This is a genomic window from Corallococcus sp. CA049B (assembly GCF_003611685.1).
Lineage (GTDB): Bacteria > Myxococcota > Myxococcia > Myxococcales > Myxococcaceae > Corallococcus > Corallococcus coralloides.
Genome location: NZ_RAWC01000061.1, coordinates 25237 through 41428, shown reverse-complemented (window position 1 = coordinate 41428; position 16192 = coordinate 25237). Strand labels below are relative to the sequence as shown.

Genomic DNA, 16192 nt, shown 5'->3' with positions numbered 1-16192 from the left:
CCTTCGGCGCCGTCACCCCGGTGATGGCGCCGAAGGTGACGGACGCGGAGCTGCTGGCCGTCTGGGAGAAGTGGAAGGCGGCCCGCTCCCGCAACGACCTGGCCGCGGCGGAAGCCGCCCAGAAGGAGCTGCTCACGCTGCGCGAGGAGGTGCTCGCCTCCGACCTGGAACCCCTGAGCATGGGCTTCGTGCGCGAGGCCGGGGTCCGCCGCCGCGCCGGGGACCTGAAGGGCGCGCTCGCGCTCCTGGACGTGGCCGTGGCCCTGTCGCCCGGGCTGCCCGCCGCGCGCTTCGCCCGGGCGGAGACCTACGTGGTGGCGGATCCGCTGAACGTGACGCGCGGGCTGGGCGAGTGGAAGACCGCCCTCGTGACGCTGCTCGCGGACGCCCGCTACCGCCGGCCCGCGCTCACGGACCTGGGCGCGCTGGTGCTCGCGGCGTGGGCGGCCACGGCGGTGGCGGTGGTCGCGGTGCTCTTCCTGCGGCGGATCCGCTACGCGCTGCATGACTTCCACCACCTGTTCCCCCGGGCGGTGACGCGCTGGCAGTCCGGGCTCCTGGGCCTGATGCTCCTGGCGCTGCCCGCGGTGCTGGGCGCGGGCCTGCTGCCGGTGCTGCTCCTGCTCTTCGCCTCGGTCGCGCTGTACGTGGGCCGCGCCGAGCGCTGGGTGGCCGCGGTCCTGCTGATGGGCCTGGGCGTGATGCCGCTCGCCGCGGGGACGCTGACGCGCTTCACCGTGTTCGCCGGCACGCCCGCGGAGGACGTCTACCTCCTGGAGCGCGGCGGCCTGTCCGCGGAGGGCGCGGCGGCGCGTGTGCGTGCCCGCGCGGAGGCGCGCACCGCCCGCTTCCAGGAGCTGGGCGCGCTCGCCTGGTATGAAGCGCGCCGGGGTTTGCTGGAGGAGGCTCGGGCTGACTTCAAGGCCGCCTCCGCCCTCAAGTCAGGCGACGCGCGGATGCTCACGCGCTTTGGCAACGCGCTGCTGGGCCTGGGCGACGTGGACGGCGCGGTGCTCCTCTACACGCAGGCGTCCCAGGCGGATCCCTCCATGGCGGCGCCGCACTACAACCTGGGGCAGGTGTACCGGCGCCGGGCCCGGCTCCTGCCGGATGATCAGCTGGGCAAGGAGCTGGACCGCTCCACCTCCGCCATCGCCCAGGCGCAGGCCCTGGACAGCTCGCTCCTGCGCAGGGATCCGCCGCCGGAGGACCGCCCCCTGCTCAACCTCCTGCTGCTGGCCCCGACGGTGCCGGAGCGCGACTGGATGGGCCTGGCGGACGGCACCCAGGAGGGCGCCCGCGTGGAGGGCCAGGTGGGACGGTGGCTGTCACCCGTCCTGCCGGCCGGCCCGGTGGGCTGGGGACTGAGCGCGGCGCTCGCGGCCCTCGTCGCCGTCTTCGGAGAAGCCTCCCGGCGCATGAAGGCGTCGCGCGGCTGTGAGCGGTGCGGCAACGCCGTCTGCCTCCGCTGCGACAAGGACCTGTCCGTGGGCGGCGCGATGTGCGGCCAGTGCGTCCACGTCTACGCGCGCAAGAGCCAGGTGCCCAAGGAGTTCCGCTCGCGCAAGCAGGGCGAGGTGGACCGTCACCAGGCCTGGACGAAGCGCGTGACGTACGCGCTGGGCAGCCTGGTGTCCGGCGCGGGCCACGTGGGCACGGGCCTGCCGGTGCGGGGCGCCCTCTACGCCTTCCTGTTCAGCTTCGCCGTGGCCGCGCTGGTGCTCCACCGGGGCCTCGTCCGCACGCCTTACGGCGACGCGCCGCTGTACCTCAAGCTCGTGCCCGCGGGCACGGTCCTCTTCTTCGTCTACCTGCTGACCCTGCGCGGCCTGCGCCGCCACCAGCGGGGGGAGGCCTGAGCCATGGCCCTCAAGGGAACCCTCAAGGACTTCGGCATCGGTGACATCCTGCAGCTGATTGGCCAGCAGCAGAAGACGGGCACGCTCCACCTGCGCAACAAGGACCAGGAGGTGCGCGTCGGCTTCCAGGACGGCCACATCATCAAGGCCGAAAGCCTCACCCGGAAGCGCAAGGAGCTCATCGGCGCCATGCTGGTGCGCGCTGAGATCATCACGGAGACCCAGCTGGAGGCCGCGCTGGAGGTCCAGAAGCGCACCCTCAAGCGTCTGGGCGACGTGCTGGTGCAGAGCCACGCCCTCACCGCGGAGCGCTTCCAGCAGATGGCCCAGCTCCAGGTGACGGAGACGCTCTACCGCCTCTTCACCTGGAAGGCGGGCACCTACGAGTTCATCCAGGAGCCCGTGGAGCCCGGCCCCGAAGGCATCACCCCGCTGCGCGCGGAGACGGTGCTGATGGAGGGCTTCCGGATGGTGGACGAGTGGCCCGTCATCCGGAAGCGCATCCACCGCGACGACATGACCTTCGAGCGCGTCAAAGCGCTCCCGCCGCCCCGCGCCCACGCCGACGAGGGCGGGGAGCTGGGCGTCATCGGTCCGTCGGAGCGCCACGTCTATGAGGAGATCGCCGTGGGGCGCGACCTGCGCCGCATGGTGGACCTCTGCGGCCTGGGCGAGTTCGAGACCTGCAAGGCGCTCTACAACCTGGTCAAGGGCGACTACGTGCGCGCCATCGACGCGGAAGGCCGCGCGCCCGTGCCGGAGGACACCCGCCTCGTCGCCCGGGTCGCCGGCCTCCTGGGCCGCGTCGCGGTGACCATGGCGGTCATCGCGGGCCTGGCCTTCATCGCGTCCCGCTGGGTCGGGCGACAGGGGCACGAGCCCGGCGCCTCCCGGCTGGGGGATCCCGCCGCCCAGCGTCAGATTGCCCACGCCCAACGCGTCCGCATCGAGGCCGCGCTGGAGGTGTTCCAGCTGGAGAAGGGGACCCTCCCGGAGCGGCTGGATGCTTTGGTGGATGCCGGATTGTTGAGTCCGGAGGAACTGCGCTACCCGTGGCGGGAGGAGTACTATTACCGCCGCACGGACGCCCGGCAGTTCATCCTCCTACCGCCCGTGCGCTAGCCCGCGGGCAGGCTCGCCGTCGAGAGATGGCGGGCGTGGGGGGAGGGGCGGCGTTAAATTGAGGGCGAGCGATCACTGAACGAGGAATGACGCGCATTGCGAAATCCCGCCACGCTGGAAGTGCCCGCAGCTCGCGCTGAAACCACTCCCACCTCCGCCAAGGTGGACGTCCGTGACAACGAGACGACCCAGGCCCTTTGCGGAAACCAGAACGAAAACCTCAAGCTGATGGAGCGGCGCCTGGGGGTCCGGGTGGGGCAGCGCGGTACGGAGCTGCTCCTGTCGGGGCCCGCGGACGCGGTCGCCTTCGCCGTGCGTCTGGTGGAGAACCTGGAGGAGATGATCCGCGCCGGACGCCCCGTCTACCGCGAGGACGTGGAGCAGGCCATCAAGGTCCTGGGCCGCGGCACGGAGTCGCTGCAGGAGGTCATGCTCGGCACCGTCCTCAAGAGCTCCGGCAACCGGCAGATCGCCCCCAAGAGCATCGCGCAGAAGCGCTATGTGGACGCCATCCGCGCCCACGACATCGTCTTCGGCGTGGGCCCCGCCGGCACCGGCAAGACGTACCTCGCCATGGCCATGGCGGTCGCCTTCCTCCAGGAGCGCAAGGTCAAGCGCATCATCCTGGCGCGCCCCGCAGTGGAGGCCGGTGAGAAGCTCGGCTTCCTCCCCGGCGACCTGGCGGAGAAGGTGAACCCGTACCTGCGCCCGCTCTACGACGCACTGCACGACATGATGGCCGTGGAGCGCGCCCAGCATCTGGTGGAGCAGGGCGTCGTGGAGGTCGCGCCGCTCGCGTTCATGCGCGGCCGCACCCTCAACGACGCCTTCGTCATCCTCGACGAGGCGCAGAACACCACCGTGGAGCAGATGAAGATGTTCCTCACCCGCCTGGGCTACAACAGCAAGGCGGTCATCACCGGCGACGTGACGCAGGTGGACCTGCCTACGGGCAAGTTGTCCGGCCTGAACCACGCGCGCTCCGTGCTGCGGAACATTGAAGGCATCCACTTCTCGGAGTTCTCCGACGTGGACGTCGTGCGCCACCCCCTGGTGCAGGAGGTCATCCGCGCCTACGAGCGCTCCGAGGCCGCCCAGAAGGAGGCCCCGGCCGCCGCCCCTCCGGCGCAAGGCGCGGAGTCCTGAAGTCGTGACGCCGCACCCGCCACCCCCGCTCCCAGCCTTGCGCCGGGACGGGGTGGAGTCGCTGGGGGGCCTACACTGCTGCCTGTTGGCTTACCCGCAAATTTCGCAGAGCGAACTGGCGTCCAGGCGGCGGCTGTCCCACCCTCACGAATTTTCCCCGTCGCTGCTTCCTTCTAGGGAGCCTGACGTCTTCGCAGGGTGAGGAGTTCCCCCATGGCCGATCCTGAATCACCAACCCCCGGGCCCAGTCCGCTGGACGCGCTCGCGGTCCGCCTGGGGCTCGGGCGGCGTGGGGAGTGGGGTCGGCGCATCGTGCAGGCCCTGCTGTTGCTTGTCGTCTCTGTGGGGGCGGGCTTCGTCATCTCCCCGGGCCTCTACAGCCAGCAGATTCCGGCGCTCACCACGGAGAACCTGGGCAAGCCCTTCCGGGCCAACTCGCCCGCGGGCTTCAAGGCCGCGCGCGACTACGACATCGTCCACCAGTCGATGACGGAGCAGCGCCGCCGCGAGGCCCGGAGCGCCGTGCGCCCGGTGTACGATCTCAACCCGGCGGTGGTGGGCAACCTGCGCGCGTCCGTGCGCGCGGCCTTCGCCTCCGCGCGCGAGCACCTGGAGGAGGAGAAGGACGCCCGCGCCGAGGAGACCCCTCCGGAGGAGGGCCAGTCCAAGCGCCGCCGCCCCGTGCCGCTCGCCCCGGAGGCCCTGGAGCGCCAGCGCCGCGACCGCGAGGAGATGCAGGCCCGGTTCCAGGAGCAGCTCTTCGGCCAGCGGGACGCGGGGCTGGAGTCCGAGGACTTCCAGGCGCTCGTCGCCAACGGCTTCTCGGAGGAGTCGGAGACCGCCACCCTGGTGCTGCTGGACCGGGCCTACCGCGCGGACGGCAGCCAGGTGTACGTGGCCGGCTCGCGGGATGAGCTGGTGCGCGAAGCGCCCCAGGGACTCACCGTGCGCGACGTCCAGCACAAGAACGAGGAGACGCTGCCCGCGGGCGCCGCCCAGGTGGTGGACATGCGCGAGGCGCACCAGGAGCAGGACCGGTTCGCCTCCGTGCCCGGCAACGTGATCCCGGAGGCCCCGGCGGTGCAGCGCCGCGCGGTGCTGAGACTCGCCAAGCGGCTCGTGCGCCCCAGCCTGACCATCAACATCGCGGAGACGGACCTGCGCCGCCGGCTCGCGGGCGACGCGGTGAAGGACGCCGTCATCGCCATCAAGAAGGGCCAGCGCGTCATCGGCGACGGCGAGCTCGTCAACGAAACACACCTCGTCATGCTGCGCGGGATGCGCGCGCAGACGGACCGCCTGGACCTGCTCCAGTTGCAGGTGGGCGGCACGGGCCTGGTGGCCCTGCTGGTGGTGGCCTTCTACGGCTTCTGCCGCGCGGCCTTCCGCCGCTTCCGCCCCACGCGCAAGGACGGCGTGCTCTTGGGCCTGCTGCTGGTGGGCCTGCTGGGCCTGCTCCAGGTCTGGGTGTCCATCGCGGACGCGGTGCAGGACCGCTACACGGCGCTGCCCATCGAAGCGTTCTATTACGCCTTCCCGGTGGCGGCGGGCGCCATGCTGGTGCGCTTCATCCTGGCGCAGGAGCTGGCGCTGTTCTTCGCCATGGTGTTCGCGTGCCTCGTCGGCGTGATGCTGGGCAACTCGCTGGCGTTCGGCATCTACACGCTGGTGGGCTCGCTGGTGGCGGCGGACCGCATCGTCAAGGCGAAGGACCGCGTGGGCATCTTCCGCGCGGGCCTCGTCACCGGCGTGGCCAACCTCATCGCGGTGCTCTTCCTGTTCCTCGTGGAGGGCAAGGGCCTGGCCGGGGACACGGTCATCACCGCGGTGTGCGCGTTCTTCGGCTCCGCGCTCGCCGTGCCCGTCATGGTGATGGCGCTGACGCCGCTCATCGAGGCCACGTTCGGCTACGCGTCGGACATCAAGCTCCTGGAGCTGGCGAACCTGAACCACCCGGCGCTCAAGGAGCTCATCGTCCAGGCGCCCGGCACGTACCACCACTCCATCATCATCGGCACGCTGGTGGAGAACGCGGCGGAGACGATTGGCGCGAACCCGCTGCTGGCGCGCTCGTGCGCGTACTACCACGACATCGGAAAGGGCCGGAACCCGCTCTACTTCGGGGAGAACCAGAAGGGGGAGAACCGGCATGACGGCCTGGCGCCCGCGATGAGCGCGGTCATCATCAAGCGCCACGTGACGGAAGGCCTGGAGATGGCGCGGCAGTACCGCCTGCCCAAGCTGGTGGCGGACGCGATTCCCCAGCACCACGGCACGCGCACGGTGGGCTTCTTCTTCCACAAGGCCTTGAAGGAGCAGGAGGGCAAGGAAGGCGCGCCCCCCATCGACGAGAGCATCTACCGCTACCCGGGCCCCAAGCCGCAGTTCCGCGAGGCGGCGCTGGTGATGATCGCCGACGCGGTGGAGGCCTCCACGCGCTCCATGCCGGACCCCACCAGCGCGAAGCTCCAGGCGCAGGTGCAGAAGATCATCAACATCATCTTCTCCGAGGGCCAGCTCGACGAGTGCGACCTGACGCTCAAGGACCTGAACCTCATCGCCCAGTCCTTCCTGCACACGCTGGAGGGCATCTACCACACGCGCCCCGTCTACCCGGCGGGCGCCATGGGTGGGGGCAAGGGCGGAGGCGCGCCGCTGATGATGGCGCCCGCGCCCGCCAAGACGGAAGCGAAGGACCCGAAGGTGCGAACGGCGGGCATGTCATGAGCCGCAAGGTGGAGGGCGTGAAGCTGCGCAAGGGCAAGGTGATTCCGCGCGACGACGGCAAGCGCATCGAGGAGTTCGTCGGCGTGGCCAGCACGCAGACGGAGTCCGCCTCCGTGGCGCGCATGCGGGCGCCGCCGGGCTGGAGCGAACCCGCGCAGACGCCGGAGTTCGACGAGGTGGTGCTCGTCCTCACGGGCGAGCTCACCCTGGTGGTGGACGGCAAGCGCGAGCGCATTGGCGCGGGCGAGGTGGGCCTGGTGCCGCGCGGCAAGCGCGTGGTGTACCGCAACGACTCGCAGGGCGCGTGTGACTACTGGTCCATCTGCGCCCCGGCGTTCCGCGTGGAGCTGGCGCACATTGAAAAGCCGGCGCCCAAGGCGAAGGCCGCGGACAACCTGGTGACGGTGCAGGTGGCGCACGGGCAGGGCGCGGACTACGAGCGCCTGCTCACCACCTGGGCCCGCGACTACTTGAAGCGCCTGGGGCTCACGGGCTGCGAGCTGTCGCTGTCGCTCGTGGGGGACCGGGCCATCCGCCGGCTCAACCGCACGTGGAGGCAGAAGGACAAGGCCACGGACGTGCTGTCCTTCCCCGCGGGGGACCTGCCCAAGGGCACCCCGGGCCCTCGCCCGCTGGGCGACGTGGTCATCTCCCTGGATACGGCGAAGCGGCAGGCGAAGGAGTACGGCCGCACGCTGGAGTCGGAGATGGGCCGCTACCTGGCGCATGGCCTCCTGCACCTCTTGGGGCATGACCATGAGAAGCCTCGCGACGCGAAGCGCATGGCGGCCCTGGAGGAGCAGCTCCTGGGTGAGCGGGGCATGGTGGCGGACTCGCTGACCATCGACTCGCGCGAGCGCCGCGCGAAGCTCATCTGAAATCCCCGCCGGGGGGCTTGCGGCCCCCCGTGCCTCGTGTTGGATGGAACGATGCCCCGCCTGTCGTCTCTCATCGTCGCAAGCCTGTTGGGTCTCCTGCTGTCCGCGTCCTCCGCGCGCGCCGCGTCGGTGCCGCCATGGGGCACGGGCGAGAGCCGGGGCGAGGACCTGTCCATCTGGCTGGTGACCTTCAGCCCCGGCGACGACGTCTTCTCGTGGTGGGGCCACGGCTCGCTGGTGGTGGAGGACCGCGCCCGCGGCATGCAGCGGCTCTACAACTACGGGATGTACTCGTTCGACGACCAGACGGTGGTCCACTTCGCCAAGGGCCGCCTGGAGTTCTGGGTCGGTGAGTCGAGCGTCAACGGCACCTTCCGCCTCTACAAGTCGCTGGGGCGCGACGTGCGCGTGCAGGAGCTCAACCTCACGCCGGAGCAGCGCGTGACGGTGGCGAAGAAGCTGGCGGACAACGTGCTGCCGGAGAACCGCGACTACCTCTACGAGCACTACAGCGACAACTGCGTGACGCGCCTGCGCGACATGATCGACGTGGCCGTGGGCGGCCGGCTGTCCGAAGCGGAGAAGGCCCCGGCCCGCATGACGCTGCGCGAGCACACGCGGCGCTACACGGCGGTGAGCCCGCCCGTGAGCTTCCTGCTCGACTTCATGATGAATGACTCCATCGACAAGCCCATCACCCGCCGCGAGGAGGCCTTCCTCCCGGACGAGCTGGAGCAGCAGGTGGCGGAGCTGAAGGTGCCGGGCCCGGACGGGCAGCCGGTGTCGCTGGTGGAGAAGCAGTGGAACTTCTACGCGTCGCCCACGCGCCCCCGGCCTCCCGCGCAGCCCCCCGCCTTCGGCCCGTACATCCTCGCGCTGGGCGTGCTCCTGGGCGGCGCCGCGCTGGGCCTGGCCGCTTGGGAGAAGAAGGGCAGCCGCGCCGCGCGCATCCTCCTGGGCCTGGAGAACGTGGTGGTGGGGCTGGTGCTGGGCATCCCCGGGCTGGCGCTCGTGGTGATGTGGGTGGGCACGAACCACGTCGTCACGCACCACAACGAGAACCTCTTCCTCGCGAACCCGCTGACGCTGCTGGCCGTGCCGTACGGCCTGCGCCTCACCTGGAACAGCGCGAAGGCTCGGGCGCGGCTCAGGTGGGTGTGGGGCCTGCTCGCGGTGACGGGCGCGCTGGGGCTGGTCGTCAAGATATTGCCCTGGTTCGACCAGGACAACTGGCGCGCCATCGCGCTCATCCTGCCCATCTCCCTGGGCATGGCCGGCGCGTTCTGGCTGGACCGGCTCCGGGCGCTCGTGCCAGGAACGGCGCGCACGCCGCCCCGTCAGGATGCGCGGGTGACCTCGCTCAAGGCCTCCTGAAACACCCCGGCTTTCCCAACTGTTTCGCAACGAAGGAGACGACGAACACCATGGCGAACGACTCGATGGAGAAGATCCACGCCCTGAAGGAGCGCCTCAACGCGCTCCGGGGGCATCTTTGACCTCGACCGCAAGCGGTCCCGCATTGCGCTGATCGAGCGTGACTCCACGCAGCCCGACTTCTGGAACGACAACACCAAGGCCCAGGGCCTGTTGAAGGAGAAGTCCACGTTGGAGGCCAGCGTGGGCGCCTTCGACAAGACGCTGCGCGGGCTGGACGACGCGCAGACGCTGCTGGAGCTGGCGGCGGAGATGAACGACGAGGCGAGCGCGCAGGAGGCGGAAGGCACGCTCGCGTCGCTGGAGGGCGAGGTCGCCAAGCTGGAGCTGGCGCGGATGCTCTCCGGCCCGCAGGACCGCAGCAACTGCTTCATGGACATCAACCCGGGCGCGGGCGGCACGGACTCCATGGACTGGGCCGCCATGCTCCTGCGCATGTACACGCGCTACGGTGAGACGAAGGGCTGGAAGGTCGAGATCAGCGACGCGTTGCCGGGCGAAGAGGCGGGCTTCAAGAACGTCTCGCTGCGCATCGAGGGCGAGAACGCCTACGGCTACCTCAAGGCGGAAGTGGGCGTGCACCGGCTCGTGCGCATCAGCCCCTTCGACGCCAACGCGCGCCGGCAGACGGCCTTCGCCTCCGTGGACGTCTACCCGGAGGTCGACGACAGCATCCAGATTGACCTGCCGGAGAAGGACTACGAGTTGAAGTTCATCCGCGGCAGTGGCGCGGGTGGCCAGAAGGTCAACAAGACGTCGTCCACGGCGCAGCTGCGGCACCTGCCCACGGGCATCATGATCACCTGCCAGACGGAGCGCTCGCAGTCGGCCAACAAGGACATGGCCTTCCAGATCTTGCGCGGCCGGCTGTACGAGCTGGAGATGAAGAAGCGCGACGCCGAGCGCGACGCGGCGGAGGCGGCCAAGAAGGACATCTCCTTCGGCTCGCAGATCCGCAGCTACGTGCTGGCGCCGTACCGCATGGTCAAGGACCTGCGCACCGGCGTGGAGACGGGCAACGTGGACAAGGTGCTGGACGGCGACCTGGACGAGTTCGTCACCGCGCAGCTGTTGGGCGTGAAGAACCCCAACCGCAACGCCGCCGCGGACTAACCGCCGCCGGTCCTGTCCGGACGCATCCCACCCCTCCCGGGCCTACAGGTCCGGGAGGGGTTTTTCCTTGCCCGGGAACCTTTTTCCCGGGGCGGGTGTCAGGGGGCGGGGCAGGGTGGTGCGGTAGGATGGAGTGGGCCGTACACACAGGAGGCGCGGGTGTCACCGGGCGGAGTGCTCGACGTCGGACAGCAGGCCCTGGCCTCCGAGGCCCTGGCCGACCCGCGCCGCGAGGAGCAGGCGCTGCTCGTCCGGCTGCGGCGCGGCGACCCGGAGGCCTTCGAGTCCCTGGTGCTCCAGCACCAGGACCGCCTCTACGACTTCTGCTTCCGCATGCTGGGCGACCGCGAGGAGGCCCACGACCTGGTGCAGGAGATCTTCGTCAGCGTGCACCAGAACGTCCGCCGCTTCCGCGAGGACGCGCGCCTGTCCACGTGGCTGTTCCGCATCTCCAAGAACCACTGCCTCAACCGGCTGAAGTACCTCCAGCGCCGGGGGCGGGGGCGCTCGGACGTCTTCGACGAGGTGAGCGCCGCCGCCATCGCCGAGGGTGGGGGAGCCCCACCGCAGCCGGACGCCGCCCTGGACGCGGCGCGTGAGCGGGCCCGGGTGCAGCGGGCCATTTCCCAACTGGACCCCGATGCGCGCATGCTGGTGGCGCTGCGTGACATCGAGGGCCTGAGCTACGACGAGATTGTCGACATCACCGAGCTGCCCGAGGGGACCGTGAAGAGCCGGCTCCACCGGGCACGCGAGAAGCTGGCGAACCTGCTGGGGCGCTTCGAACCATGAGCGGCGGCGGGTGGAGGTCAACGGACGTGGAACCGCGATTGGATCACCGCGAGGCGAGGGCGCTGTTTCTAGCGCTCGCCGATGAACAGCTGGCCGCCCCCCAGGAGCAGGCGGTGCGCAGCCACCTGGACGGCTGTGAGGAGTGCCGCCAGGGGTGGGACCGGTACGCCCGCACGGTGGAGCGCGTGCGCACGGTGGAGCGGGAGAAGGCCCCGCCCGCGCTCGCGTCGCTCGTGGCCGCCCGCGTGCGCCGCCAGCGCCGCTTCGGCCTGAAAGGCCTGCACCTGGCGCATGCCCAGCACCGCTTCCCGGTGGAGATCCTCATCCCGCTGCTCCTGGCCGCGGCGGTGGGCGCATTTCTCTTGATGTCTTCCTGACGGTCATTTCCGGGGCCGCCACCCCCTGGGATGCGTTGCGTACCGGGGGAGGCTTGGCTACGGTGCCGCGCCTTTCATACGAGCGCGTCATGGCCGACCCCGAGAACAAGACCCCCCCAGGTGAGAAGAGCGGCGAAGCGGTGGACTCCGGCTCCAAGGAGCAGGAGATCTACCAGCAGCGGTTGGACAAGGCCCAGAAGTGGCGCGAGGCCGGCTTCAACCCCTACGGCAACGGCTACGCCCCGAAGCACCGGGCCGCGGACATCCTGGCCGCGCACGCCGACCACTCCATGGAGGACCTGGAGAAGGACGCGCCCGCCTACGACGTCGCCGGCCGCATCGTGGCCATGCGCTCGTTCGGCAAGGCCGCCTTCATCAAGCTGCGCGACCGCTCCGGGGAAATCCAGGCGCACGTGAAGAAGGACGCGCTCGGGGACCTCTACGAGGTCTTCAAGCAGTGCGACCTGGGCGACTTCGTCGCGGTGCAGGGCCCCGTCTTCCGCAGCAAGACGGGCGAGCTGTCCCTGTCCGCCACGAAGTTCGTGCCCCTCACCAAGTCCCTGCGCCCCCTGCCGGAGAAGTGGCACGGCCTCACGGACGTGGAGGTCCGCTACCGCCAGCGCTACCTGGATCTCGTCTCCAACCCGGACGTGAAGCAGGTCTTCCTCAAGCGCAGCAAGCTGGTGAAGTTCATCCGGAGCTTCCTCGACGGGCGGGACTTCGTCGAGGTCGAGACCCCGATGATGCACCCGCTGGTGACGGGCGCGGCGGCGCGGCCGTTCATCACGCACCACAACACGTACGACATCGACCTCTACATGCGCATCGCGCCCGAGCTCTATCTGAAGCGGCTCGTGGTGGGCGGCATGGATCGCGTCTACGAAATCAACCGCAACTTCCGCAACGAGGGCATCAGCACCCGGCACAACCCGGAGTTCACGATGCTGGAGTTCTATCAGGCGTACGCCACGTACGAGGACCTGATGGACCTCACGGAGGAGATGCTCACGGAGGCCTCCCGCCACGTCACCGGCGACTCCAAGGTGAAGTACGGCGAGCACACGGTGGACTTCGGCAAGGGCTGGAAGCGCATCCCCATGCCGGAGGCCATCCGCGAAGCCGTCCCCGGCCTGTCCGACAAGGACATGGTGGACGTGGACCGCCTGCGTCACGAATTGCTCAAGACGGTCCACTCGGAGGCGGAGCGCCGCGCGGTGGACGCCATGCACCACGGTGAGCTGGTGGGCGCCCTCTTCGAGGCCCACGTCGAGCACACGCTCATCCATCCCACCTTCATCACCCAGTATCCCACCGCCGTCTCCCCGCTCGCCCGCCGCAACGACCAGAACCCGGAAGTCACGGACCGGTTCGAGCTCTTCGTCGCGGGCCGGGAAATCGCCAACGCCTTCTCCGAGCTGAACGACCCCCTGGACCAGAAGGGCCGCTTCCAGGCCCAGCTGGACGCGAAGCAGCGGGGCCAGCAGGAGACCATGGACTACGACGAGGACTACATCCGCGCCCTCGAACACGGCCTGCCGCCCACGGCCGGTGAAGGCATCGGGATTGATCGCGTCGCCATGTTGTTCACGGACGCCGCCAGCATTCGTGACGTGATTCTCTTCCCCCTCCTCAAGCCGCTGGCGAAGTAGCCACGAGGCCTCGTGCACCCCGCCGAACGGCAGACCGACTATCGCTGGCCCCTCCTGTGGGCCGGCGCCCTCGTGGCACTCGTGGGAGCCATCCTCCTGGGGGTGGCCATCTCCGAGTCCGAGGCGTGGGCCGAGGTGGCCGGCGCCCTGGGCCTCTCCTTCGTGGGGTGGGGCGGGCTCGTCCAGTCCTTCGACGCCGGGGCGCTCGCCCTGGGCGCCCAGAAGGCCACGGCCGTGGCCGGCCCCAAGGCGCTGGTGGCCGGGACGCTCGTCTGGCTGGCCGGCTGGGGCCTCATCGCCGCCGGCATCCGCCGCGCGCCGGCATCCGGTGAGGGGCCGAGCCCCGCCGCGGGCGCGCCCCTGTACCCGCGCCTGGCGCGCTACCGGGACTTCTACTGGAGCACGCTGGGCGCCTACGGCGGCGGCATCCTCCTGGCGGAGCTGGTGCTGCTGCTCCTCCAGACCGTCCTCTCCAGCGGCGTGCCGTCGGATCTGGGCGGCGCGGCGCGCGAGGCGGCCGGGGGGCTCTCGCTGCCGCCCACCATCGCCTTCGCCATCGCGTTCATGGTGAGCATGGGCGTGGCGTTCGCGTCCGGCTTCGTGGGCGCGTCCCGGGCGCAGCGGCTGTCGTTCCCGGAAGCCACCATCGGCGTGTTCTACCTGGGCCTGCCGGTGCCCATCCTCCTGTCGCTGATGGAGCGCGTGCCGTCCCTGCAGCTGGCGCTGGGCTACCGGCTGCGCGAGGTGACGTACGTCGCGGGGCTCATCGGCCGGCCGGAGCTGGCGTACTGGCTCGTCTTCGCGGCGCTGGTGCTGGCGTTGGTGCTGGGCATCAACACGGGCTTCATCGCGGCGGGCAGCGGCCGGGTGGATCTGCGGCTGGGCTTCGAGCTCTTCGTCGCGCGCCGGCACGTGGCGGTGTTCCGCCCGTCGCTGCTCTTGGGCGCGCTCGCGGTGCTGATGTTCGGCATCATCCCGCCGCTCATCGTCTACTTCATCATCCGCGGGGCGGAGGCCGCCGTGGAGCGCACGCGCGTGAAGTCCCTGGGCCTGGCGGATCCGCTCGCCGCCGCGTCCGCGCAGCACCGGATGAAGCTGCACGAGCAGTCGCCCACCATGATGATGACCGCCCTGTCGGTGGGCGGCGTGGGCGTGGGCGTGATGGCGCTCATCATCGTGCTCAGCGTGATGAGCGGCTTCGAGGCCGACCTCCAGCAGAAGATCCTGGGCACCAACGCGCACGCGGTGGTGTCGCGCTACGCAGGCGACCTGCCGGACTACGACAAGGTGATGCAGCAGGTGAAGCGCGTGCCCGGCGTGGTGGGCCAGACGCCCTTCATCATCAACCAGGTGATGATCGCCTCTGAGGGCAACGTCGACGGCGTCATCATCAAGGGCATCGACCCGAACACGGTCGGCTCGGTGACGGACCTGCCGCAGAACATCCTGCCCGGCGGCGACCTGGGCCACCTGGAGCAGCCCGGGAAGATCCTCCCCAGCAGCGCGGTGGAGGACGCGGATGGCCGGAAGGACGCCGAGGAGGAGGACCCCATCATCGGCAAGCCCTCCAAGCCCGCGAAGCCCACGGTGCTGCCGGGCATCATCATCGGCCGGGAGCTGGCGGCGTCGCTGCGCGTGGTGGTGGGGGACCGGGTGAACGTCGTGTCGCCCCTGGGCACGGAGCTGGGGCCGTCCGGGCCCATCCCCAAGAGCCGCGCGTTCCGGGTGGCGGGCGTCTTCTACTCGGGCATGTACGAGTACGACTCCAAGTTCGTCTACATCCTGCTCAAGGAAGCGCAGGACTTCTTCGCGGTGAAGGGCGCCACCGGCATCGAACTGAAGGTGGCGGACATCGACGACGCGCGCCGCATCGCCAACCAGGTGGTGCGCGTGCTGGGCGGCTACCCCTACCGCGCGCGCGACTGGGGCGAGATGAACAAGAACCTCTTCTCCGCGCTGCGCCTGGAGAAGCTGGTGATGGGCATCATCCTGTCCATCATCATCATCGTCGCCGCGGGCCTCATCGTCGCCACGGTCATCATGCTGGTGCTGGAGAAGCGCAAGGAGATCTCCGTCCTCAAGGCGCTGGGCGTCCCGGACGGCGGCATCGTGAAGATCTTCCTCGCCGAAGGGCTCCAGATTGGCGTGGCCGGCGGCGTGCTGGGCCTGTTCTCCGGCCTCGCGTGGTGCCTCTTCATCGAGAAGGTCGGCATCAAGCTGGATCCGGAGGTCTATTACATCCCCGCGCTGCCGGTGCGCATCGAACCGGTGCAGACGGCGCTGGCGGTGATCATCGCGGTGCTCGTCACCTACCTGGCGTCCATCTACCCGGCCCTCAAGGCGAGCAGCGTGGAACCGGTGGAAGGTCTGAAGGCGGAGTAGCCATGGCGCTGTTGTCCATCCGCAACGTCTTCAAGAGCTACTTCCTGCACGGCAAGCGCATTGACGTGCTGCGCGACGTGTCTCTGGACATCAACGCCGGCGAGCTCGTCTCCATGATTGGCGCGTCCGGCGCGGGCAAGAGCACCTTCCTGCACGTGCTGGGCACGCTGGACGCCCCCGCCGCCGGTGAAGTCCTCTTCGACGGCAAGTCCGTCTTCTCCATGAACGACGCGGAGATCGCCGAGTTCCGCAACCGCACCATCGGCTTCGTCTTCCAGAGCCACTACCTGCTGCCGGAGTTCACCGCGCTGGAGAACGTGGCCATGCCCGCGCTCATCCAGCGCCGGGACCGCGGCCCCTCGTACGCTTACGCCCGGGAGCTCCTGGAGCGCGTGGGCCTGGGCAGCCGCGTGGACCACCGCCCCGGCGAGCTGTCCGGCGGCGAGGCCCAGCGCGTGGCCCTGGCGCGCGCCCTGGTGCTCAAGCCCGCGGTCCTGCTCGCGGACGAACCCACGGGCAACCTGGATCCCACGACAGGCGAGGGCATCCACCAGCTGCTCCGGGACGTCAACCGGGACCTGGGCATCACCGCCGTCGTCGTCACGCACAACGAGACGCTTGCTCGCTCCATGCCCCGCCGCCTGAGACTGGCTGGCGGGCAGGTGTCGGAGGCCTGATGGCCGCTCGCTTTTGGATTGAGGGGCCCTCCCCCC

At 70.0% G+C, this 16192-nt stretch carries 12 protein-coding genes; all 12 read left to right on the top strand.

Annotation, left to right across the window (positions count from 1 at the left end; translation table 11 throughout):
- Positions 1 to 1859 (top strand): tetratricopeptide repeat protein (locus tag D7W82_RS16275; RefSeq protein WP_147439353.1); only part of this gene is annotated, 1859 nt, incomplete at its 5' end.
- 3 nt (positions 1860 to 1862) lie between these two features.
- The gene (locus D7W82_RS16270; RefSeq protein WP_120619231.1) at positions 1863 to 2981 is read left to right on the top strand and encodes a DUF4388 domain-containing protein; all 1119 of its coding nucleotides are present in this window, start codon (positions 1863 to 1865) and stop codon (positions 2979 to 2981) included.
- A gap of 96 nt (positions 2982 to 3077) precedes the next feature.
- A complete protein-coding gene (locus D7W82_RS16265) occupies positions 3078 to 4127 on the top strand; it encodes a PhoH family protein (RefSeq protein ID WP_120619230.1) in 1050 nt (349 codons plus the stop codon).
- A 213-nt stretch (positions 4128 to 4340) separates the two neighbouring features.
- Positions 4341 to 6854 (top strand): HD family phosphohydrolase, encoded by a 2514-nt coding sequence (locus tag D7W82_RS16260; RefSeq protein WP_120619229.1) that lies wholly within the window; start codon positions 4341 to 4343, stop codon positions 6852 to 6854.
- On the top strand, positions 6851 to 7732 hold the full coding sequence (ybeY, locus tag D7W82_RS16255) for an rRNA maturation RNase YbeY (RefSeq protein WP_171427316.1): 882 nt from the start codon (positions 6851 to 6853) through the stop codon (positions 7730 to 7732). The genes D7W82_RS16260 and ybeY overlap by 4 nt, the downstream gene beginning before the upstream one ends.
- A 51-nt stretch (positions 7733 to 7783) precedes the next feature.
- Positions 7784 to 9106, top strand: coding sequence for a DUF4105 domain-containing protein (locus D7W82_RS16250; protein WP_120619228.1), 1323 nt, complete (start codon positions 7784 to 7786; stop codon positions 9104 to 9106).
- A gap of 50 nt (positions 9107 to 9156) precedes the next feature.
- A protein-coding gene (gene prfB / locus D7W82_RS16245) for a peptide chain release factor 2 (protein WP_233587644.1) occupies positions 9157 to 10279 on the top strand; the annotation gives its coding sequence in 2 pieces (ribosomal slippage) (positions 9157 to 9225 and positions 9227 to 10279; 1122 coding nt in all).
- A gap of 159 nt (positions 10280 to 10438) precedes the next feature.
- Positions 10439 to 11071 carry an RNA polymerase sigma factor gene (locus D7W82_RS16240; protein ID WP_120619227.1) on the top strand — a complete coding sequence of 211 codons (633 nt, stop codon included), beginning with the start codon at positions 10439 to 10441 and terminating at the stop codon, positions 11069 to 11071.
- The gene (locus D7W82_RS16235) at positions 11068 to 11448 is read left to right on the top strand and encodes an anti-sigma factor (protein ID WP_014395488.1); all 381 of its coding nucleotides are present in this window, start codon (positions 11068 to 11070) and stop codon (positions 11446 to 11448) included. The genes D7W82_RS16240 and D7W82_RS16235 overlap by 4 nt, the downstream gene beginning before the upstream one ends.
- 89 nt (positions 11449 to 11537) lie before the next feature.
- The gene (gene lysS / locus D7W82_RS16230) at positions 11538 to 13097 is read left to right on the top strand and encodes a lysine--tRNA ligase (RefSeq protein ID WP_120619226.1); all 1560 of its coding nucleotides are present in this window, start codon (positions 11538 to 11540) and stop codon (positions 13095 to 13097) included.
- A gap of 12 nt (positions 13098 to 13109) precedes the next feature.
- Entirely contained in the window at positions 13110 to 15479 is a 2370-nt protein-coding gene (locus D7W82_RS16225; RefSeq protein WP_120619225.1) for an ABC transporter permease, read from the top strand.
- 2 nt (positions 15480 to 15481) lie between these two features.
- A complete protein-coding gene (locus D7W82_RS16220) occupies positions 15482 to 16156 on the top strand; it encodes an ABC transporter ATP-binding protein (RefSeq protein WP_120567698.1) in 675 nt (224 codons plus the stop codon).
- Positions 16157 to 16192 lie beyond the last annotated feature (36 nt).